18 protein-coding genes are annotated in these 20,387 nt (G+C 61.4%); 11 read left to right on the top strand and 7 right to left on the bottom strand.

All coding sequences use genetic code 11. The annotated features are described in order from the left end of the window. Window positions 1-57: 57 nt before the first annotated feature. From AQ621_RS14770 to AQ621_RS14760, 3 genes are all read left to right on the top strand, one after another. Window positions 58-969, top strand: coding sequence for an esterase/lipase family protein (locus tag AQ621_RS14770; RefSeq protein ID WP_058342451.1), 912 nt, complete (start codon window positions 58-60; stop codon window positions 967-969). After that, on the top strand, window positions 966-1,271 hold the full coding sequence (locus tag AQ621_RS14765; protein ID WP_022988570.1) for a hypothetical protein: 306 nt from the start codon (window positions 966-968) through the stop codon (window positions 1,269-1,271). Before AQ621_RS14770 ends, AQ621_RS14765 begins: the two co-directional genes overlap by 4 nt. A 119-nt stretch (window positions 1,272-1,390) precedes the next feature. Next, on the top strand, window positions 1,391-1,969 hold the full coding sequence (locus AQ621_RS14760) for a porin family protein (RefSeq protein WP_058342050.1): 579 nt from the start codon (window positions 1,391-1,393) through the stop codon (window positions 1,967-1,969). Window positions 1,970-2,032: 63 nt separating this feature from the next. On the opposite strand, the gene cysK is transcribed toward AQ621_RS14760, so the two are convergent. Beyond that, window positions 2,033-3,004: a cysteine synthase A gene (cysK, locus tag AQ621_RS14755; RefSeq protein WP_058342049.1), complete on the bottom strand. Its 972-nt coding sequence runs from the start codon at window positions 3,002-3,004 to the stop codon at window positions 2,033-2,035. A 103-nt stretch (window positions 3,005-3,107) separates the two neighbouring features. Here cysK and AQ621_RS14750 point away from each other — a divergent pair, with 103 nt between their 5' ends. Continuing rightward, window positions 3,108-3,887 (top strand): ATP-binding protein, encoded by a 780-nt coding sequence (locus AQ621_RS14750; RefSeq protein WP_058342048.1) that lies wholly within the window; start codon window positions 3,108-3,110, stop codon window positions 3,885-3,887. A 6-nt stretch (window positions 3,888-3,893) separates the two neighbouring features. Here the strand turns inward: AQ621_RS14750 and AQ621_RS14745 are convergent, their stop codons facing one another. From AQ621_RS14745 to pdsR, 3 genes are read right to left on the bottom strand one after another with little or no spacing between them, the layout of a single operon-like run. Further along, window positions 3,894-5,201 (bottom strand): DUF3422 family protein, encoded by a 1,308-nt coding sequence (locus tag AQ621_RS14745; protein ID WP_058342047.1) that lies wholly within the window; start codon window positions 5,199-5,201, stop codon window positions 3,894-3,896. A gap of 14 nt (window positions 5,202-5,215) precedes the next feature. Further along, the gene (locus AQ621_RS14740) at window positions 5,216-7,219 is read right to left on the bottom strand and encodes an ATP-binding protein (protein WP_058342046.1); all 2,004 of its coding nucleotides are present in this window, start codon (window positions 7,217-7,219) and stop codon (window positions 5,216-5,218) included. Between the two features lie 3 nt (window positions 7,220-7,222). After that, window positions 7,223-7,924 (bottom strand): proteobacterial dedicated sortase system response regulator, encoded by a 702-nt coding sequence (pdsR, locus tag AQ621_RS14735; RefSeq protein WP_058342045.1) that lies wholly within the window; start codon window positions 7,922-7,924, stop codon window positions 7,223-7,225. Between the two features lie 145 nt (window positions 7,925-8,069). Between pdsR and AQ621_RS14730 the strand changes: the two genes are divergently transcribed. The 5 genes from AQ621_RS14730 to AQ621_RS14710 all read left to right on the top strand — a co-directional run bounded on the left by AQ621_RS14730 (window position 8,070) and on the right by AQ621_RS14710 (window position 12,314). Next, window positions 8,070-10,256, top strand: coding sequence for a marine proteobacterial sortase target protein (locus AQ621_RS14730; protein ID WP_227508353.1), 2,187 nt, complete (start codon window positions 8,070-8,072; stop codon window positions 10,254-10,256). Beyond that, entirely contained in the window at window positions 10,253-10,837 is a 585-nt protein-coding gene (locus AQ621_RS14725) for a class GN sortase (protein WP_227508352.1), read from the top strand. Before AQ621_RS14730 ends, AQ621_RS14725 begins: the two co-directional genes overlap by 4 nt. 48 nt (window positions 10,838-10,885) lie before the next feature. After that, window positions 10,886-11,605: a lysophospholipid acyltransferase family protein gene (locus AQ621_RS14720; RefSeq protein ID WP_058342043.1), complete on the top strand. Its 720-nt coding sequence runs from the start codon at window positions 10,886-10,888 to the stop codon at window positions 11,603-11,605. A 63-nt stretch (window positions 11,606-11,668) separates the two neighbouring features. Then, window positions 11,669-11,911 (top strand): GlsB/YeaQ/YmgE family stress response membrane protein, encoded by a 243-nt coding sequence (locus AQ621_RS14715; RefSeq protein WP_058342042.1) that lies wholly within the window; start codon window positions 11,669-11,671, stop codon window positions 11,909-11,911. A gap of 1 nt (window position 11,912) precedes the next feature. Further along, window positions 11,913-12,314 (top strand): MAPEG family protein, encoded by a 402-nt coding sequence (locus AQ621_RS14710; RefSeq protein WP_058342041.1) that lies wholly within the window; start codon window positions 11,913-11,915, stop codon window positions 12,312-12,314. Window positions 12,315-12,378: 64 nt separating this feature from the next. Here the strand turns inward: AQ621_RS14710 and AQ621_RS14705 are convergent, their stop codons facing one another. Beyond that, window positions 12,379-12,819, bottom strand: coding sequence for an OmpA family protein (locus tag AQ621_RS14705; protein ID WP_058342040.1), 441 nt, complete (start codon window positions 12,817-12,819; stop codon window positions 12,379-12,381). A gap of 232 nt (window positions 12,820-13,051) precedes the next feature. Here AQ621_RS14705 and AQ621_RS14700 point away from each other — a divergent pair, with 232 nt between their 5' ends. Continuing rightward, window positions 13,052-14,497 (top strand): rhomboid family intramembrane serine protease, encoded by a 1,446-nt coding sequence (locus AQ621_RS14700; protein ID WP_058342039.1) that lies wholly within the window; start codon window positions 13,052-13,054, stop codon window positions 14,495-14,497. Here the strand turns inward: AQ621_RS14700 and AQ621_RS14695 are convergent. Both AQ621_RS14695 and AQ621_RS14690 read right to left on the bottom strand, forming a co-directional pair. Further along, a complete protein-coding gene (locus AQ621_RS14695; RefSeq protein ID WP_058342038.1) occupies window positions 14,494-15,948 on the bottom strand; it encodes a B-box zinc finger protein in 1,455 nt (484 codons plus the stop codon). The genes AQ621_RS14700 and AQ621_RS14695 overlap by 4 nt on opposite strands. A 117-nt stretch (window positions 15,949-16,065) precedes the next feature. After that, window positions 16,066-17,337, bottom strand: a complete 1,272-nt coding sequence (locus tag AQ621_RS14690; protein ID WP_201785339.1) for a sensor domain-containing diguanylate cyclase — start codon at window positions 17,335-17,337, stop codon at window positions 16,066-16,068. Window positions 17,338-17,533: 196 nt separating this feature from the next. On the opposite strand from AQ621_RS14690, the gene acnA reads away from it, so the two are divergent. Further along, window positions 17,534-20,293: an aconitate hydratase AcnA gene (gene acnA / locus AQ621_RS14685; protein ID WP_058342037.1), complete on the top strand. Its 2,760-nt coding sequence runs from the start codon at window positions 17,534-17,536 to the stop codon at window positions 20,291-20,293. The last annotated feature ends 94 nt before the right edge of the window (window positions 20,294-20,387 follow it).

The following is a 20,387-nucleotide window of genomic DNA, read 5'->3' as shown; positions in this document are numbered from 1 at the left end:
TGGCCAGTGCAAAGCACCGCCAAGGGCGTACACTGGAAGGATACACGGGAGATAACCATGGTGTCTGTTCCTTCCGCTGGGCGAGTCCAGCAACACATTTCAGCCATCGCCAGCGGCTTTCTGGGTGACTGGCTGGAGCACCGGGGCAACGCACTGGCGGTGCCGATGACGGTGTTTGCCGACGGCGAGCCGCTGGATCTTCTGAACCCCCGGCCCGCTGCGCCGGGCAGTGTGCTGTGCCTGTCCATCCATGGCTTAATGGAGCTGGAATCAGTATGGGATTTTCCGGGCCAGCCAGGCGAGCACTATGGCTCCCGGCTGGCTGAACGGTTAGGGAATGCCTCGGCACTCAAGCTCCGTTTCAATTCCGGTCGGCCCATCTATCGCAATGGCCAGGACCTGGCCGCGCTGCTGGAGCGGCTGGTCAGCAACTGGCCGGTACCGGTAACACGCCTTGTCCTGCTTGGCCACAGTATGGGCGGCCTGCTGATTCGCAGTGCCTGTCATTACGGGGCGGAAAATGATGATAGCTGGGTCCGGCTGAACCCGGACTGCGTGTACATCGGCTCGCCCCACGACGGTTCCTGGCTGGCAGTCGGTGCCCACAAGGCCGCCGGCTGGCTCAACCGGGTGCCCCGGGATTACCTGAAGGTGGTGGGCGAGGTGATCGACCTGCGCAGTGAAGGCATTCGCAACCTGTCACGGGGCGAGGTGTTTGAACCGGGCACGGCGCACCAGCCGCTGTTAGCCGGCGCCCGGCATTATGTGATCAGCGGCCTGCTGGCCAGGGGTGAAGAGCACCTGGTGAATGCCTTGTTTGGCGATGCGCTGGTGCATGAGGCCAGCGCCCGGGGTGCCAGGCAGCCGGGCTGGCAGCTGACCGGCACAGCGAATTTTCCGGGGGTGGATCACATCCGCCTGGCCCATCATTCAGCCGTAGCACGGCAACTTGAGGAGTGGCTGGTATGAAACCAACCCATAGCAATGCCCATTGGTGGCTCGGCGTGGCAGACCTGCTGGCCCATGGCGTGCAACACGGAGCGGTCAAGCTGCAACGGATTCACCTTTCGGTGGCGGATGAGAGCTTTCGGGTGCTGGAAGCCATTCCCGCAACCCGGCACAGCAGTCGCATCGTGCGTGTCTGCCACCACGAAATATCCCGCCTGAGCTATACCGGCTTGTCGCTGGCCGGGCGGGCAGCCGCCGGACTGGCCGCCAGGGCCGCTGCGGGTCATGTCCGGAAACATGACCTGAATGTGAATAATTCTTAGTACGGTTTTAACCCAAAACGCGAAATTTCCCCGGTAGGGTAGGTTCACGCAATCGGGAACGAGTCGTCCCGGTTGTTCGTTTCGACGAATGGAAACCTGACCACAGAGGAAAACGCGTTATGAGCTACAAAGCCAGTTTTGCGTGTGCCACCGTTCTGAGTGCTGCTGTATTCACCGCCCCGGCCGTCTGGGCGCAGGACAGCGTCAGCCGTGATCAATCCGGCCCCTACATCAGCGGTAGCTACGGGGGCTACAAGTCCCACGGTGGCGAGTTCGAGGATGAGAACGACTTGCTGGGTGCTGCCCTGGGTTACCAGTTCAACGAATTCTTCGCCCTGGAGGCCGAGTACATCGATTTCGGCAACTTCGGTGATGACGAGGTAGAGGGCAAGCTTAAAGGTGCCGGCCTGAGTGCCATTGGCCGCCTGCCGCTGACCAACAGTTTCGGTGTGTATGCCAAGGCAGGTGCCTTTGCCTCGGCGTTTGATGTAGACGCTTTCGATGAAAGTGAAACCTACGATGAAGTAAACCCGTATGTCGGTGCCGGTGTGGATTTCCGGGTGACCGAGCAGCTGACAGCGTTCGCCGAATACAACCGCTACAACGTGGATATTGATGAAGACGACTTCAACGGCCAGGTGACCAATGACGGCCCGGACTTCGATACTGGCCGGGTGGGCCTGAAGTTCCAGTTTTGAGCCGCCTGAAACCAAAAAGCGCAGCCCGGCGAGGCTGCGCTTTTTGCGTTTAAGGAACCTGGATTACTGCTGGTTTTCCAGCTCACCAAAGGTGTCGGCAAACAGCGCCGTAGACAGGTAGCGCTCGGCGGAATCCGGCAGGATCACCACAATGTTCTTGCCCTGGTGCTCCGGCTGTTTGCTTACCCGGACGGCTGCCGCTACTGCAGCTCCGCAGGAGATGCCGCACAGAATCCCTTCTTCTTTCATCATCCGGTGTGCCATGGCCATGGCGTCTTCGTTGCTGATGGCTTCAACCTGGTCCACCAGGTCCATATCCAGGTTGCCCGGAATAAAGCCTGCGCCAATGCCCTGGATTTTATGGGGGGCCGGCTTCGGGTCCTGGCCGCTGCGTACCTGGGTGATGATCGGCGAATCGGTGGGCTCCACGGCTACGGTGGTCACAGCCTTGCCCTTGGTCTGTTTGAGGTAGCGGGAAACACCGGTCAGGGTGCCACCGGTGCCCACGCCGGAAACAAAGATGTCCACTTCGCCGTCGGTGTCGTTCCAGATTTCCGGGCCGGTGGTGTCTTCATGGATGCGCGGGTTGGCCGGGTTCTCGAACTGCTGGGGCAGGAAGTGGTTGTCCGGGTCTGCCGCTACCAGTTCTTCCGCCCTGGCAATGGCGCCGGCCATGCCCTTGGCGGGTTCGGTCAGTACCAGGTCGGCGCCCAGGGCTTTCAGCACCTTGCGGCGTTCAAGGCTCATGGAGGCAGGCATGGTCAGTACCAGCTTGTAACCCCGGGCGGCTGCCACGTAGGCCAGGGCAATACCGGTGTTGCCGCTGGTGGGCTCAACGATAGTCATGCCGGGCTTCAGAACGCCGCGTTTTTCCGCATCCCAGATCATGGCGGCGCCAATGCGGCACTTGACGGAATAGGCCGGGTTGCGGCCTTCAATCTTGGCCCAGATGGTGGCGCCGTCGTTCACCCTGTTCAGCCTTACCAAGGGGGTGTTGCCGATGGAAAGGGAATTGTCGTTATAGATGCGTGCCATGGTTTGCTCCTGGTGTCTGATAAGATCTGCAGATCCTACCCCTACAGGTCTGGCCAAGGCCAGACTGTGAGCGGGCATATTCAGAACCAAACGGAGTAAGGTTATGAACGAAACCCCCTTCGACTGGGCACAGAGTCCGGCTGCGGTCTGGCGTCGCCACCGTTCGGGCCTGCGGGCCATTCGCCGGCTGGATCCGATCAGCTGGGACGATCTCACCGGCATCGCGCGACAAAAACAGGCCCTGGCCCGCAATACCGAGCGTTTTCTGGCCGGTGAGCCGTCCAACAACGCACTGCTCTGGGGCTCCCGGGGTACCGGCAAGTCGTCGCTGGTTAAAGCCCTGCTGAACCGATACCGGGACCGGGGGCTGCGGATGATCGAGGTGGACAAGGACGACCTGGTGAACCTGCCGGAAATTGTCGATGACATCTGCGACCTGCCGTATCGGTTTGTGATCTTCTGCGATGACCTGTCGTTCGATGTGGGGGAGTCCGGTTACAAGGCGCTGAAGAGCGTGCTGGAAGGCTCGCTGGAGTTACCGCCGGAGAATGTGCGGGTGTATGCCACCTCCAACCGCCGGCACCTGATGCCGGAGTTCATGAGCGACAATGTGAAAAGCGAAGTGCGGGATGGCGAGTTGCATCCGGCGGAGGCTATCGAGGAGCAGGTGTCGCTGGCCGACCGCTTTGGCCTGCAGCTGTCGTTCTATCCCTTCTCCCAGGATATCTACCTGCAGGCGGTGGATGCCCTGTTCCCGCAAGTGGCAGACCGGGAGCAACTGCATATCGAAGCGGTGCGCTTTGCCACCGGCAAGGGCGTACGCAACGGCCGCACCGCCCAGCAGTTTTTCCGCCAGTTTGCCGGCGACCCCCGGTTCACCTGAGGCCGGCTACTGCCGGCGGGCCATCTTGATAAACCGGTGGTGAATCATGCGGATGCCGATGAACACCAGCACCATCACCACCGGAATGGCAACGCCCAGCACCAGCGAGTGATTAAAGGCTACGCCGGCCTCGCGCAGGGTATCCAGTGCCAGCTTCAGCAGGCCGATCAGGTAGTAGGAAATGGCCACCACCGAGAAGCCTTCCACGGTGTGCTGCATCATCAGCTGGATGCGCGAGCGCCGGTCCATGGAGCTGAGCAGTTGCTGGTTCTGGCTCTGGATGGCCAGTTCCACCCGTGTGCGCATCATATCCGAGGCCCGGTCTACCCGGCGCGACAGGTCTTCCAGCCGTTCACCCACGGCCTCACAGGTTTTCACCGCCGGGGTCAGGCGCCGGGTCATGAACTCGGTGAGGGTGAGGTGTCCGGACACTTCGTCTTCCCGCAGTTCTTCCAGCCGGGTCAGTACCAGCCGGTGGTAGGCCCGGGTGGCGGAAAAGCGGAAGGTGGAATGGGCCCGGAACGCTTCAATGCGCGAGGCAATGTTGGTCAGCTCCGCCAGGATCTTTTGTTCGTCCAGGGTTTCGTTGTCGGCCAGTGACTGGGTGATGTTTACCAGTTGCTGATCCATGTCGTTCAGGGCCGGGGTGATTTCCCGGGCCAGGGGCAGGGCCAGCAGCGACATCAGCCGGTAGGTTTCGATTTCCATCAGGCGCTGCACCAACCGGCCCAGCTGGCTGTCTGACATGCTGTGGTTAAGCACCATAAACCGCCCGAAATGGTCGCTGTGCAACTGGAAGGTGCCCAGAATCCGCGCCGCCCCTTCCTGCGGACTGCTGCCCACCAGGCGCATGCCTTCAAAGTGTTTACGCATGAACGCCAGCTCGTTGCGTGCGCTTTCAGACGATGGCCGTACTTCCACATGGAAGGCCCCTACCACCGTGCCTTCGAGTTCGTTCAGCCAGCCGTCCGGCAGCAGGCTGATGCCGGTTTCGGCAAACGGATCGGCATCGGAGTCCCGCAGGTTGGTGAAGGTGTAGGTGGTGAACTCCATGTGCACTTCCCGGCGGATGCGCAGCGGGCCGAAATCCTGTTCATAGCAACTGACTTCCTGTTCCGGCCAGTGTTCGCCCAGCAACCGGTGCAGGTTCTGCAGGTGGCGGAACTGGCTTTGCCGCTGGGCCGGGGTGGTCTGCAGGGCAATCTGGGTAACCCGGGCGCGTGAAGGCAGCACCTGGAACGGCCGGGAATGGAGCTCCTGGTACAGATCGGCCCGGAGCGGGTGGAAATCCAGGGAGCGTGGCTGGGAGGTCACGGAGTTGTCCTTGGTTATGCTGGTTGTACAGGGATGATAACGCGGAAGCACACGCCGTCAATTCCGTTATGGTGCTGGTTGAAGGCTTCCACCTTACCACCATGGTAGTCGGCAATCAGTCGGACAATCAGCAGACCCTGGCCCAGGTGGCCTTCGGCCTTGCCTTCCCGTCGGGTGACAAAGGCACCGAAGATATCCACACCGGCGGTTTCCGGCAGCTGTGAGCATTCGTTGAAGACATCCAGCTGGTAGTGGTCCGTTCGATGTTGCAGGCGTACCTCGATGTTGCCCTGTTCCGGGGTGAAATCCCGGGCGTTATCCACCAGCTTGTCGAGCATTTGCACCAGCATTTCCGGGTTGCCCAGCAGGGGGCAGCCATTGGGCGGTCCCTGATAGTGAATCCGGTGCCGGTCATCCAGCTGTTGGTAGGCAGCACAGGCCTGGCTGGCGACCTCGGCCAGGTCAAAGGGTTCTTTGTCGGCCTGGTCAAAGCTCTGTTCCAGCCGGGCTGCTTCGCTCATGCTCGTGAGAATGCGGCGCAGGCGTTCGGTGGCGGCGGAAGCCCGCTCCAGGTATTCCCGGCGCTCGGTTTCCGACTGGCTGTGGGCCAGGTTCTCCAGCGAGGAGCGCACCACCGCCACCGGGGTTTTCAGCTCGTGGGACAGCCGGCGGGAAAAACTTTCCAGGTATCGGTTATAGCTTTGCAGGCGGTCGACCATCTGGCCGAAGTGCTGCTGCAGCTGGCCCAGCTCATCGCCGGATCTTGGCACAGGCACCGGGCCGAGGATGCGGCCGTCGTCATCCACACTGGCACTCACCAGCCGCTGGAGGCGGGTTATGCGCCACGACAACCAGCTGGCATAGCCCAGCAACACCAGCATCAGTGCCAGGATGATCAACAGGGAGCGGGCCAGGACACTGCCGAGGGCCGAGCCGGAAACACTCAGCAGCTGGTCCAGGGATTGCTCCAGCAGCAGTGACCGGCCATCGAACAGGGGGTGTGCCGTGGCCAGCCACAGGGAGTCGTCCGGGTGTTTCACCAACCCGTTGTCGGGTACTTGGCGGCTGTTCAGCTGGAAGTCGGCACCGGTCAGCATCAGCGGTTCTGGCTGATACCAGCGCACGAGCGCGCGCAGGCCGTTCAGGATGACGGTATCCAGGATTTGCCCGGGCGAGAGGTTCTCGAAATCGGCGTTATCCCGGCCCTCCCGGCTGGCACTGGCGGTTATCCAGCCGGCAGGCTCAGTGATGGTGACCTGCTGTCCCGGCCCCAGTTGCCGGCCAAGGGCTCGTTCCAGAACCCGGTGTGGATAAACCAGTGCCGGCAGCGGCTCGGTCCCGGTGCCGGCCAGGCTTGCCCCGGTGTCGCTGCGGGCCACCCGAAAGCCCAGACGGCTGCCCTGGGCGGGCAGGGGCATTCGCACTTCCAGCTGCCAGCTGTTGGTGCGGATACGCCAGGTGGCATGCACCCGGTAATCCCGGCGCTCCGGCTCACTGGCGGTGGTGGCCCGCGCTTCATCCGGTTTTATGTGCCAGGTGCGTGGGTCGGCGGGTTGTTCCAGGTCGCTGGCGGGGGCCTGCAGCCAGAGCTCGAAGCGGTCATAGGGCTGCTCTGGCCGGGCCGGGTTGAAGGGTGTCAGTGAGTGTTGCTGAACATCCGTTAACAGGTATAGGTAACGATCGTCGGCCGCTGCCTGCCAGCGCAGTTGTGGCTCGTTGTCGCTGGTTGCGGCGCTTTGCCAGGGTTGCCGGTGGTCCTGGTCTTCATAGCTGGGCCAGACAAAGGTGTCGCCTGCCGTCTGCACGGGGCGGGCATACGCCACCGGGTCGCCGGCAATGGCCGGCTGCCCCAGCAGCAGGTCGTCGGCCAGCTCGGTCAGCCGGGTGCTCTGGGTTTGCAGCTGCTGCAGGGTTTGCTGGCGCAGTGCCGTGTCCAGTTCCAGTACAAAACTTAGGCCGGCCCAGGGGATCAGCAGCATCAGCAGGCTCGCCAGGAACAGCTGGCGCTTCAGGCTCAAGGGTTACACCTCACGGGCATTCCAGCGGTAGCCCATGCCGTAGGCGGTCTGGATGCCATCAAAGGTTTCGTCCAGTTGAATAAATTTGCGCCGGATGCGTTTGATGTGGGAAGTCACCGTGTTGTCGTCCAGCACGGTGCTGGCGGCTTCCATCAGCTGGTCCCGGGTGCGGACATGGCCGGGGTGCTGGACCAGTGCGTGCAGCATCCAGAATTCGGTCACTGTCAGGTCCACCGGCTGGCCGTTCCAGGCGATGGTCATGCGGTCTACATTCATGGTCATCCGGCCCCGGTGAATCACTTCGTCCGGCTTCTGCAGGGCTTCGGCCCAGGCCTCGGCCCGGCGCAGCAGGGCGGTGATGCGGGCCAGCAGGTGATCCAGGCTCATGTCCTTGGTCACGTAGTCGTCGGCGCCAAGGCGCAGGCCGTGCACCGAGTCGATGTCGCTGTCCCGGGCGGTCAGGAAAATAATCGGCAGGGTGGCCGACAGGGCCCGCAAATCCTGGCACAGGGTAAAGCCGCCTTCGGGTTCGTCGCCCAGGCCTACATCGATAATGGCCAGGTCTGGCAGGCTCTGGCGCAGCACCTGCCAGGCGGAGGGCCGGTCACCATAGGCGGATACCCGGTAGCCCCGGCGTTCGAACGCGGCCCGGTAGTTGTCGCGGATACCGGCCTCGTCTTCTATCAGAACAATGTGTTTTTTCATGGCTGTGTGTTTCACCGGAATGTGTAGCCATTAAACCACGCTCAAGGGCTGGTACAAGTTGTGCCGGCCCGATTGCCATAATTCATCATTTTTTGTCGCCGGCCTGCCCGTTTCTGCCACGGCGGCGCCCGTTCCGGCTGTTGCAATGGCATCACCAACTTCCACTAAAAAGGATGCCGTGATGATGTTGCTGTCGCTGCTTGCCAACCCGGCCGTGCGGGCCGACCTTTATCCGCAAACGACCCGCACCGCTCGCCCGCTGATCAACAAACGCCGGTGGCTGCGCTGTGCCGAAGGTGTCAGCCTGTGGCTGGCGGTTCTTTTGATGCTGTTTGTCCATCCGCTGTATGCCGAGGCCAGTGACCGGCAAGCCGGGCAAGCTGAGGAAGCCGGCCAGCTTTACCTGGTCGACAGCCAGGGCAACCGGCAGCAGCCGGCACTGGTTCTGGACAGTGAGTTTCAGGTGCGGGTGTCCGGCCTGCTGGCGGAGACCACGCTTACCCGGGAATTCCGCAATACCAGTGACTCATGGCACGAAGGCATTTTCGTGTTTCCGTTACCGGAACAGGCCGCCGTATTCGGGTTGACTATGACCGTGGGTGAACGCCGGATTGTCGGGCGTATCGAGCCCCGGGCCAAGGCCCGGGAAACCTATGAGAAAGCGAAGTCTGCCGGCCAGCACGCCGCCACGCTGGAGCAGCAGCGCCCCAATCTGTTTACCAGCCGGGTGGCCAATATCCCGCCCGGTGAAACCGTCCGGGTGGAGGTTCGCTACCAGCAACCGGTGAGCTATCGCCACGGCGAGTTCGAGTTGCGCCTGCCCACCACGCTCACGCCCCGTTACATGCCGGGTGAATCACTTATCGAGACAGCAACGCAGTGGCAGGCGGGCTGGGCCACGGCCACCACGCAAGTGCCGGATGCTGCGGAGATCAGCCCGTTCACGGTGCGGGCGGCTGATGTAGATGAGCGCAGCCACCGGGCCCGGATTGAGCTGGCCATCGACAGTGGATTCCCGCTGGCCGGGGTAACCAGCCCCAGTCACAGCCTGGTGACCGAGGCCGACGGCGGCCGGGTGGTGGTGCGTCCGGAAGCCCGGGAAGTGCTGATGGATCGTGACCTGATTGTGCGCTGGCGGCCGTTAACCGGCCGGGAACCGGCTGCGGCGGTGTTTCACCAGCAGTGGCAGGGTGAGGATTTTCTGATGGCGATGATATTGCCCCCGGACGCCACCGGCCCGGTGTTGCGCCGGGAGCTGTTGTTTGTGATTGATACCTCCGGGTCCATGGCAGGAGAGTCCATTGTCCAGGCCCGTTCGGCACTGCTGAAAGGTCTGGATAGCCTGCGCCCGGGGGACTATTTCAACGTTATTCAGTTCAATTCCCAGGCCCACAGCCTGTTTGCCCGCCCGGTGCCGGCCGAGGGCCATTACCTGGCCCGTGCGAGGCGGTATGTGGAAGGCCTGAACGCCAACGGCGGCACAGAAATGGCCGGCGCGCTGTCACTGGCGATGGCGATGGAACAAGCGCCGGCAGAAGGACTGGTGCAGCAGATGGTGTTTATCACCGACGGTGCCGTAGGCAATGAATTGGCGTTGTTCGAGCGGATCCGTACCGGCCTTGATGAACGAAGGTTGTTCACGGTGGGCATCGGCTCGGCCCCTAATATGCACTTTCTGCGCGAAGCGGCCCGCTGGGGCCGTGGCGAGTTCACAGCCGTACACAGCGCGGGTGAAGTGAATCGTGCCCTTAACGGCCTGTTTGCGGCCATGGAAGCCCCGGTTATGAGTGATCTGGGCGTGCGCTGGCCCACCGGTGGCAATCCGGTGGAAACGGTGCCCGCCAGGCCCGGTGACCTGTTTCAGGGCAGCCCGCTGGTACAGGTGGTGCGCGGTGTGCCTGCCGGTGGTGAGCTGGAGGTCTCCGGCCGCCTGGCCGGCGACCGGCCCTGGAATATCCGCCTTGATCTGGGCAGTGCGGCTCCGGCCAGCGGCCTGAACCGCCAGTGGGCCCGGGGCCGGATTGACGAGCTGATGGATGCCGCCCGCCTGCAGGGTGAAGCGCCGGATGAGCCGGCGATCGTGGCGTTGTCGGTGCAGCACGGGGTGATGTCGCCGTTCACCAGTTTTGTGGCGGTCGAGGAGCAACCGGCCCGACCGGCGGAGGCGAAGCTGGACACCGAGGCGGTTCCCACCTTGCTGCCAGCAGGTAGCCGGGACGGCATGTTGCGTTACCCGCAAACCGCCACCGCCTGGCCGTTGCTGGCAGCACTGGGCCTGTCCGGATTGATGCTGGCACTGGCCATGTTGCTGCTGAACCGGAGGCCAGCATGATGAACCGCCTGCTATTGCTGTTGTTTGGTGCCTCCGCCACCGTGTTGATGTTCGGCCTGTGGATTCCGTTCAAGGCGCTGGTAGCCCAGGAGCTGCTGGCACTGGCCTGGGCCGAAACCCAGGCGCGGCAAGTGGAAGCCCGGCCCTGGCCCTGGGCCGATACCTGGCCGGTGGCCAGGCTGGAGTTGCCGGAGCTGGGGGTGTCGATGATTGTGCTGGAGGGCCTGCACGGAGAAAGCCTGGCATTTGGCCCGGGGCGGATGGTCACCGGGGAGCAGGGGCCGGTGATTCTGGCTGGCCACCGGGATACCCATTTCCGGCCCCTGGAGCACCTTGAGCAGGGCCACCGGGTGCAGCTGCAGGGCCAGGACCAGCAGTGGCAGCAGTATCAGGTAACCGGAACCCGGGTGGTGGACAGCAGAACAGAGTCCATCGATACCAGCACCTTCGGCCCGGATACCCTGCTGCTGGTAACCTGTTACCCGTTTGATGCGCTCGATGCCAACGGCCCGCTGCGTTTCGTGGTGGAGGCAAAACCGGTTAACAGACCGGTACAAAAGGATACTGTTGCCGCCCTCTGATTTTGGCGTACACTTGTGCGCCAAAATTTCGAGTAACGGTAAAGCTGTATGGCAGTCGCAAGAAAAATCCTGGCCTGGCTGAGTGTTCCGCTGATTTGCATGCTGGCCCTGATTGGCTACATCGCACGGCCTTTCAACCCGGATAACAACCGTTTGCTGGCATGGACACTGGCCCGTGTGGGGCGCTGTCTGCTGGGTATGAAGCGCCCTTTGTATGGCGCCGAAAACATGCCGCAAGACCGGCCCACGGTAATCATCGCCAACCACCAGCAGAACGATGACCTGTTCGTGGTGGGCGACCTGCTACCGCCGCGCACTGTGGCGGTGGGCAAGTCCTCACTGGTGTGGTTGCCGTTCTTCGGCCAGGTGTTCTGGCTCGGCGGCAACATCATCCTCAATCGCGGCCGATCCCATAAAGCCGTGGCAGCCATGCAGGCTACCAGTGATGCTATCCGCAATGACCGCAAAAGCATCTGGGTGTTTCCTGAAGGCACCCGTAGCCGTGGCCGGGGGCTGGGCAGCTTCAAAAAAGGCGCTTTCCACACGGCTATTGCCGCCGGAGCCCCCATCACCATGGTGTGTGCCGGCGAGTATCACGGCCAAACCCGTGGCTGGGCCGGCCGCCGGAAACCGGTGCCGGTACATATCCTGCCGCCGGTAGAAACCACCGGCCTGACCCGTGACGATGTGCCGGAGCTGATGGCCCGGTGTCACCAGCAGATGGCAGACGCCATCACAGCCCTTGGCCACCACCCCGGAACTGCTTGAATGCCCGCCCGAAACAGGGCAGTCTTCTGGCAGGATTGAACAGCACAAAAGGGGAATGGATAAATGAGCTTTATCTGGTTTCTGATTATTGGTGGTTTGGCCGGCTGGCTGGCAGGCCTGATCATGAAGGGTAAAGGTTTCGGGGTACTGGCCAATATCGGTATCGGTATTGTCGGCTCGGTGATCGGCGGTGTGCTGTTCAGCATGCTGGGCCTGGCGGTAAAGAGCATGGTCGGTGAGCTGGTGACAGCCACGGTGGGTGCTGTGTTGCTGCTGGCTGTGGTCAACAAAATCAAGCAGGGCTGACATGATCGTACCCGTAACCGCAGTCTTCGCGGCCGTTATCGGCCTGTTGTTGCTGGTGCTCTCGGGCCAGGTGGTGAAGTACCGGCTCAAGTACCGCATGGGTCTGGGGGTGAATGACGACCCGGAGTTTGAAGCGGCGGTGCGCGCCCACGCCAACCTGGTGGAGTACGCGCCGGTTGGCCTGATCATGCTGGCCATTGCCGAGTTGAACGGTGTCGCCAGCGGCCTGGTCTACTGGACCGGTATGGCATTAGTGGTCGGGCGAATCCTGCATGCCTGGGGCATGATCAACGGCAAGGGTGGCCCCCACAAGGCCCGTATGATCGGTATTTTGCTGACCTGGCTGGCGATCCTGGTGGCGGCGTTGTTGCTGCTGTGGAATGTCTGGCAGGTATACGGCTGAGCCGGATAGCTGTCTAAGAAACGGGGCCCTCGAGGCCCCGTTTCTGTTTACGGCGCGTGACGTTTCAGAGGGCCTGGGCCATATCCACGGTAAGATACTCCAGTTCCACCCGCCGGTTGGCTGCGTGGTCTTCCGGCCGGGTCAGGGGGCGTTCGGCGCCCCAGGTGGTCATCAGGATAGCACTTTGCGGCACGCCCTCCTGAATCAGCAACCGGGCTACAGCGTTGGCACGCAGCCTGGCCAGGAAGCGGTTGTACTCGGGTGAACCAAAGTTGTCGGTATGGCCGTGGATTCTGACCCGTACACCGGGGTGGTTTTTCAGGTAGGCGGCATGCTGGCGCATAATGGCAGCATCGCCGGCGTCAGGCACATGTTTGTTAAAGCCATAATGGAACCGGGTGCGGTGAGGGCGGCCGGCTTCTGTCCCCAGCGAATCTGCCATTACACCGGAGAGCAGGGCGGCCCGGGCGAGCATTTCGGGGTTGTCCAGAACGAGTACGGTCATGTGCAGTATCCTTGAGTCCAGTGTCAGGTTCTTCTTGTTATTGCCGTTTCACTATTCAGTTATAGAGCAATAACAACAATTGGCTAATGGTCGATAGCCCCTGACGGGGTTGTTGGTCACCGATTGAATGGCATTTGTGTGACCTGGTGATGACATTACACCGCGAAAAGAAGGCCCCGCTGTGGTAAAAAACAGCTTTTCAGGGACAGATTATGATGAATTGTGACCGCCCATGCTGATTATCCCCGCCGAGAACGCCATTAACTGGAAACGCCCACCCTGGGTAACCCTGGGCCTGATGATGGCCTGTGTCATGGTGTTCCTGTTCTATCAGGGAGCAGACGACCGCAAGCTGGACGCAGCGATCGAGCAGTACCTCGATGGCAACCTGCTGGCACTGGAAGCGCCCGCCTACGAAGACTACCTGCAGCGGGAAATCCGCTTCGAAGGCGACCAGCAGAGTGTGCTGGAGCTGCAGGAGTTCCAGGCACTGAGGGAGCAGGATGAACAAGGCTGGCAGGCGGTTACCCTGCTGTTTGACCGGGACTATTACCAGTACCTGCAAGACAATCGTGACCTGATCTGGTCGGTAGCCGAGCGCAACCAGTGGTCGGAGCAGCGCGGTGCCATTGAGGAGCAGTGGATCAGCCGCATGAGCGCCTTCCAGCTGGGGCTGGTGCCGTCTGACTTGTCGCTGTATACCCTGATCACCTACCAGTTTCTGCACGGCGGCTGGGGCCACATCATCGGCAACCTGCTGTTTCTGTTCCTGCTCGGTTTTACCGTGGAGCGGGCGCTGGGCCCGGGCAAATTCCTGGTGGCCTACCTGGTGTGCGGCGCCCTGTCCGGGTTGGTATTTACCGGGTTTTCCATGGGCAGCCAGATCCCGCTGGTGGGCGCATCCGGTTCCATATCCGGGCTGATGGGTATGTACGTGGCCATTTATGGCCTGCAGAAAATCCGGTTTTTCTACTTCCTGGGTGTGTACTTCAACTACTTCCGGGCGCCGGCCATTGCCATGCTGCCGGTGTGGCTGGGCAAGGAGATCTACGATTACTGGTTCGCCGGAGCTACCGGTATTGCCTACATGGCCCACGCCGGCGGCCTGCTGGCGGGGGCTGCGCTGGTCTGGCTGTTGGGCAAGAGCTGGTTGCAGGTAAAAGAAGAGTTCTTCGAGCCGGAACCGGAGCAGCAAGACGAGCAGTTTACCCGGGGGTATGCCCAGGCCATGGCCAGTGTTGGCCGCATGGAATTCGACCTGGCCCGGCGCCAGTTCGAGGCTTTACGGGAAAACTATCCGGACAGAACGGTATTGCTGGAGCACCTGTACCAGCTGGCCAAGTTGCGCCCGGACCTGCCGGAATACCGGGACCTGGCCCGAACCCTGATGGCCGATGCCATGAACCGGCGGCAGCCAGAACAGATGCTGGACGTCTGGAACGAGTACCTCAGCAAGGGCGAAGCCCACCACCCGCTGGCGGTGGAAGACCATAACCGGGTGCTGTTCACCAGCCTGAAAAACCACGACCTGAAAGCCGCTGAAAAGGCCTTCGAACGCATGCGCCTGAAGGCCGAGCCGGATATGGTGCAGGAAGCCTGCCGGTTACTGCTGGCCGAGTTCGAAAAGCTGCAGATGGAACCCAAGGCCCGGCATTACCGGCAGTTGTTAAGGGGCTAGTCCGGCACCTGAAAGCTCGCTTTCGGCCCTTTCAAAGGCTGCCGGTTGCGGGCCTGTTCCAGCCACACCTCAATATCCTGGTGCACCGGATGGCCGGCGCATCGCTTCTGGATAAACGCCAGGAATGCGCTGGCCTTCTCCCATTGCTGAAGGCCATTGGCCAGGGCCTGGGCCACAATCAGGTAGGCCGGCGCCAGCTGGTCACTGTTCGGGAAGCGTTTGTGGAAGTCCTGCAGCAGGCGGATAGCCGTTTTCGGGTGGCCCCGGTGATACAGGGTGGTGGCACAGGTTACTGCCAGTTCCGGGTCTTCGAGCTTGAAGCCGGGCTCCAGCGTCTGCAGGGTTTCTACCAGCCGGTTCAGCCCGTCACCGTCCTGCCGCGCGGCCAGCCAGGCCATGATTCTGGGGTGGAACCGGTACAGCTCCCGGGCATCGTTCCGGGCGGTCAGCAGCTGGTATAACTGGCCGACGCGCACCGGGTTATCCCGGTCATTCTTCAGGGCTTCCAGCAGCATGCTGTGTACCCGGTCGTAGTTGCCGTCTTTCAGGTTCATGTCCAGGTCGGCATCAAACCGGCTGCTGCGATCCCGCTGGTGGTTTTCGGTTATACCTTCCCCATCCTGCAAGTCTGACGCAAAGCCCAGTTCCTCTTGGTACTGGAACAGCAGGTATCCGAGCATGTGGAACAGAATCAGGGTGAAGGTACTGTTCAGAAAGCCCGCTAGGGGTTGCGCTACCCACATGGGGAAGTGGTTGACGGCAAAGTCCTGGGCTGCACCGGAGGCCAGGGTCAGCAGAATCAGGTAGCCATAAAGCAGGAAGTAGGGGGTGCCGATTCGGGAGATCAGTACCGCCAGGTTCATGGGGTTTACTGCGGCACCCACCGACCGCTCCATGGCCAGCACCATGATGCTGGCGGGCAGGGCCAGTACCGCAAAGGCCAGTGCCAGCATCATCAGGATCGGCCCGCCGATCATGGCGGCGGCGCCCACAAGGCCGCCCATCAGCACAAACACCAGTAGCTGCAGAATCACGATATTGAACCCGCTGCCGGTAAAGGCAACGGCCACGGGTGGTGGCTTGAGGTGGCCTTCGGCGGTGTGGTTGATCACCGCGTAGGTGTACTTGAACAGGGCCAGTGCCAGCACAATCCAGATCAGCAGGCCGATCAGGTTGGGTGGTGCAATCAGCGGCACCAGGGTGCAGATGGCGATGACGATCAGCGGGTCAGTATGGAACGGGTAGCGGAAAAACGCGCCTACCCGTTGCCAGAAAGGTACCACTTCAGTGGCGGCGCCCAGATAACGCATGGCTTTGCTGCAGCGGGGGCACAGTGCCCGGCGCTGGCGGGTGTCGGCATCGGGCATACAGCGGGTGCAATAATGCAGCTGGCATTCACCGCAATGCCACTTGGCGGGCTCACCCGGGTGGTAATGACAATCGTGCTTCACGGAGAGGATCCTGGTCCGTCAGAAAACAGGCGCTAATGATGACAGAACTGGCAGGGGGTCGCAGCCATTGTGTTCACACTGCGGCGCTCTTTATGGGCAGATGCAGGTATCGGCAGCTCAGGCTGCGGTTACCCGGTTCTTGCCGCCGCGCTTGGAGTCGTACAGCAGTTGGTCTACACGGTCCAGAATGCTGGTGGGCGTGTCCTCGTTCCGGGATTCGGTTACGCCGATCGACAGGGTTACCTGGCCAATCTCGTCGAAAACCTGGCTGGCCAGGGCGATACGGATACTCTCGGCAATAACGGTTGCTTTCTCAAGCCCGCAGAAAGGCAGCAGCACGATGAACTCCTCGCCACCCCAGCGCACGGCCTTGTCGGTTTTGCGGATTTCTTTTTCCAGTACACCGGCAACGCATTCGATCACATCGTCACCCCGGTTGTGGCCAAAGGTGTCGTTAACCGCTTTGAAGTCATCGATGTCTGCCATCAGGATGCAGAATGGTGAGCTGTTTTCCTGGGCTTTAAGTAACGACAGGTCCAGTTCGATCTCGCCGGCCCGGCGGTTCAGCAGCCCGGTCAGGCCATCGTGGGACGCCTGCTCCCGCAGCTTCAGTTCTTCAAACACCCGGTCGCTCAGGTCTTTGATAATGCTGATGTAGTGGCTGATCTCGCCCAGGGCATTCTTCACTGGAGTGATGGTTTGCTGGCAATGGATCTTGTGGCCATGCTTGTGGCGGTTAACCACCATGGCCCGGAAGGGCACGCCGCTGGTCAGGTGGCCCCAGAGGTCCTTGTAGAAGGCATCGTCGTGTTCGCCGGATTTCAGCACCGACGGCTTCAGGCCTACCACTTCCGCCGGTCGGTAGCCGGTGATGATTTCGAAACCCTGGTTGGCAAACTCGATCACGCCATCAGCGGTGGTGATAAAAATGCCGTCGTAGGCCGCATCGATGGCTTTGATGAACAGGTTACCGGTGGACTGCTCGGCCTGCAGCTGGGTGATGTCTTTTTGTACCGAAATGTAAAAGCGGGGCTTTCCGGACTCATCCATCACCGGCGAGATGGTCCATTCCACCAGGTACGGGCGGCCATCCTTGCGGTAATTGAAGGTAGAGCCGGTGAAGTGCCCGGTGGTGTCCAGGTCATTGCGCAACTTTTCGATCACGCTTTTGTCGGTCAGCGGCCCTTGAAGAATGCGCGGGTTCTGGCCCTCCAGCTCGTCCGGGCTATACCCGGTTGTTGCGCAGAAGGCCGGGTTGGCATAGAGAATCCGGTGTTGGGCGTCGGTGACCAGTATAGAGCTGAACGACAACTCGGTTGCCGCGCGCAACAACATGAGTGAGTCATCAGCAGAGATACCTGGCAGGTTCATGGAAGGTACCTTGGTCAAGTTGCCGCCTGTGGTGTCGGGTGACGTTGGATTGAAACCATAGGCCAGCATTGTTCAGATTGCCGGCCGTGTCAACGCAAGTGACTATTCACCAAGGAAATGCTGAACATTCATCGTCGCCGGTTGAAGTCTCACTTATCGGTGCAATAGTTAGTGGATAGAGTGTTACCAGACAAACTCCACGAGGAGGCAATGTATGTCGAACACATCACCAAGCAAAGACAGCCTGAATACCCTCTCCACCCTGAGCGCGGGCGGCAAGACGTACCACTACTACAGCCTGCCCAAGGCAGCAGACACCCTGGGCGATCTCAACCGCCTGCCGTTCTCCCTGAAAGTACTGATGGAGAACCTGCTGCGCAACGAAGACGACACCACGGTCGACCGTTCCCACATCGATGCCATGGTGCAGTGGCTGAAAGACCGGGGCTCCGACACGGAAATCCAGTTCCGTCCGGCCCGGGTGCTGATGCAGGACTTCACCGGGGTGCCCGGGGTGGTGGACCTGGCCGCCATGCGCGAGGCGGTGAAGCAGGCGGGTAAAGACCCGGCCCTGATCAACCCGCTGTCGCCGGTGGACCTGGTCATCGACCACTCGGTAATGGTGGACAAGTACGGCAATCCGTCTGCCTTCAAGGACAACGTCGCCATCGAGATGGAGCGCAACCAGGAGCGCTACGAGTTTCTGCGCTGGGGCCAGCAGGCCTTCGACAACTTCCGGGTGGTGCCACCGGGGACTGGCATCTGCCACCAGGTGAATCTGGAATATCTGGGCAAAACGGTGTGGCAGAAGGAGGTGGACGGTAAAACCATCGCCTACCCGGACACGCTGGTGGGCACCGATTCCCACACCACCATGATCAACGGCCTGGGCATACTCGGCTGGGGTGTGGGCGGCATCGAAGCGGAAGCCGCCATGCTCGGCCAGCCGGTCTCCATGCTGATTCCGGAGGTGATCGGCTTCAAGATCACCGGCAAGCTGCGTGAAGGCATTACCGCCACCGACCTGGTGCTGACCGTGGTGGAAATGCTGCGCAAGAAAGGCGTGGTGGGCAAGTTCGTGGAATTCTATGGCGACGGCCTTAAAGACATGCCGGTAGCCGACCGGGCCACCATCGCCAATATGGCGCCGGAATATGGTGCTACCTGCGGCTTCTTCCCGGTGGATGACCAGACCATCACCTACATGCGCCTGACCGGCCGCGATGAGGAACTGCTGGAACTGGTCGAGAACTACGCCAGGGCCCAGGGCCTGTGGCGGGAACCAGGCCATGAGCCGGCGTACACCGACACCCTGGAACTGGACATGGGCGATGTCGAGGCCAGCCTGGCCGGCCCGAAGCGGCCCCAGGACCGGGTAGCCCTGAAGAACATGAAGGCTTCCTTCGAGTTGCTGATGGAAACTGCTGAAGGCCCGGCGAAAACCCAGGAAGGCAAGCTGGAATCAGAAGGCGGCCAGACCGCAGTGGGGGTGGATAACAGCTACGAACACCCGGCCAGTCAGCCGCTGGAAATGAACGGCGAAAAGTGCCGGCTGGACCCGGGTGCCGTGGTGATTGCTGCCATTACCTCCTGCACCAATACCTCCAACCCGAGCGTGATGATGGCCGCCGGCCTGATCGCCCGGAAGGCGGTGGAGAAGGGCCTGAGCACCAAGCCCTGGGTGAAAACTTCTCTGGCGCCGGGCTCAAAGGTGGTCACCGACTACCTGAAAGTGGCCGGCTTGCAGGACGACCTGGACAAGCTCGGTTTCAACCTGGTGGGTTACGGCTGCACCACCTGCATCGGTAACTCCGGCCCATTGCCGGATGCCGTGGAAAAGGCCATTACCGATGGCGACATTACTGTAGCCTCGGTGCTGTCCGGCAACCGCAACTTTGAAGGCCGGGTGCATCCGCTGGTGAAAACCAACTGGCTGGCTTCGCCGCCCCTGGTGGTGGCCTATGCCCTGGCGGGCAACGTAAGGCTGGATCTGACCAAAGACCCGCTGGGCACCGACAAAGACGGCAACCCGGTGTACCTGAACGACCTCTGGCCCAGCCAGGCGGAAATTGCCGAAGCGGTCGAGAAGGTGAAAACCGACATGTTCCGCAAGGAATACGGCGAGGTGTTCGAAGGTGACGACATCTGGAAGTCCATCAAGGTACCGGAGAGCAAGGTGTACGAGTGGAGCGACAAATCCACCTACATCCAGCATCCACCCTTCTTCGAAGGCATGGGCGAGCAGCCCGAGCCCATCGAGAACATCAAGGATGCCAACATCCTGGCCCTGCTGGGGGATTCGGTGACCACAGACCACATCTCCCCGGCCGGTTCCTTCAAGCCGGACACTCCTGCCGGTAAATACCTGCAGGAACACGGTGTAGAGCCGAAAGACTTCAACTCCTACGGCTCCCGCCGGGGCAACCACGAGGTGATGATGCGCGGCACCTTCGCCAACGTGCGCATCCGCAACGAGATGCTCGACGGCGTGGAAGGCGGCTTCACCAAATTCGTGCCCACCGGCGAGCAGATGGCCATCTACGATGCCGCCATGAAGTACCAGGAAAGCGGCACCCCGCTGGTGGTGATTGCCGGCAAGGAGTACGGCACCGGCTCCAGCCGGGACTGGGCCGCCAAGGGTACCCGCCTGCTGGGCGTGAAAGCCGTGGTGGCGGAATCCTATGAGCGTATTCACCGTTCCAACCTGATCGGCATGGGGGTGATGCCGCTGCAGTTCCCGGAGGGTACGGATCGCAAGAGCCTGAAACTCACCGGTGAGGAAACCATCAGCATCGAAGGCCTGTCCGGCGAGATCAAGCCGGGCCAGACCCTGACCATGACCGTGAAGTACAAGGACGGCTCCACCGAGAGCTGTGAACTCAAATCACGGATTGATACCGCCAACGAGGCGGTGTACTTCCAGCATGGCGGTATCCTGCACTATGTGGTGCGGGAGATGCTTCGCACCGCCTGATGCCATCCTGCGGGGCCAGCCCGGCTGGCCCCGTGTCCTGCCTCGTATTTTCAGGTAAGCTGGCGACCTTTTCGATAACCCCTGAATGAAGACA

This window comes from Marinobacter sp. P4B1 (assembly GCF_001447135.1).
Classification (GTDB): domain Bacteria; phylum Pseudomonadota; class Gammaproteobacteria; order Pseudomonadales; family Oleiphilaceae; genus Marinobacter; species Marinobacter vinifirmus.
This window is presented reverse-complemented; position numbering and strand designations above follow the sequence as displayed.

Excerpts from the sequence above, each read along its gene's own strand:
- AQ621_RS14770 (WP_058342451.1), top strand. The coding sequence starts at position 58 with ATGGTGTCTGTTCCTTCCGCTGGGCGAGTCCAGCAACACATTTCAGCC.
- AQ621_RS14765 (WP_022988570.1), top strand. The coding sequence starts at position 966 with ATGAAACCAACCCATAGCAATGCCCATTGGTGGCTCGGCGTGGCAGAC.
- AQ621_RS14760 (WP_058342050.1), top strand. The coding sequence starts at position 1,391 with ATGAGCTACAAAGCCAGTTTTGCGTGTGCCACCGTTCTGAGTGCTGCT.
- cysK (WP_058342049.1), bottom strand. The coding sequence starts at position 3,004 with ATGGCACGCATCTATAACGACAATTCCCTTTCCATCGGCAACACCCCC.
- AQ621_RS14750 (WP_058342048.1), top strand. The coding sequence starts at position 3,108 with ATGAACGAAACCCCCTTCGACTGGGCACAGAGTCCGGCTGCGGTCTGG.
- pdsR (WP_058342045.1), bottom strand. The coding sequence starts at position 7,924 with ATGAAAAAACACATTGTTCTGATAGAAGACGAGGCCGGTATCCGCGAC.
- AQ621_RS14730 (WP_227508353.1), top strand. The coding sequence starts at position 8,070 with ATGGCATCACCAACTTCCACTAAAAAGGATGCCGTGATGATGTTGCTG.
- AQ621_RS14725 (WP_227508352.1), top strand. The coding sequence starts at position 10,253 with ATGATGAACCGCCTGCTATTGCTGTTGTTTGGTGCCTCCGCCACCGTG.
- AQ621_RS14720 (WP_058342043.1), top strand. The coding sequence starts at position 10,886 with ATGGCAGTCGCAAGAAAAATCCTGGCCTGGCTGAGTGTTCCGCTGATT.
- AQ621_RS14715 (WP_058342042.1), top strand. The coding sequence starts at position 11,669 with ATGAGCTTTATCTGGTTTCTGATTATTGGTGGTTTGGCCGGCTGGCTG.
- AQ621_RS14710 (WP_058342041.1), top strand. The coding sequence starts at position 11,913 with ATGATCGTACCCGTAACCGCAGTCTTCGCGGCCGTTATCGGCCTGTTG.
- AQ621_RS14705 (WP_058342040.1), bottom strand. The coding sequence starts at position 12,819 with ATGACCGTACTCGTTCTGGACAACCCCGAAATGCTCGCCCGGGCCGCC.
- AQ621_RS14700 (WP_058342039.1), top strand. The coding sequence starts at position 13,052 with ATGCTGATTATCCCCGCCGAGAACGCCATTAACTGGAAACGCCCACCC.
- acnA (WP_058342037.1), top strand. The coding sequence starts at position 17,534 with ATGTCGAACACATCACCAAGCAAAGACAGCCTGAATACCCTCTCCACC.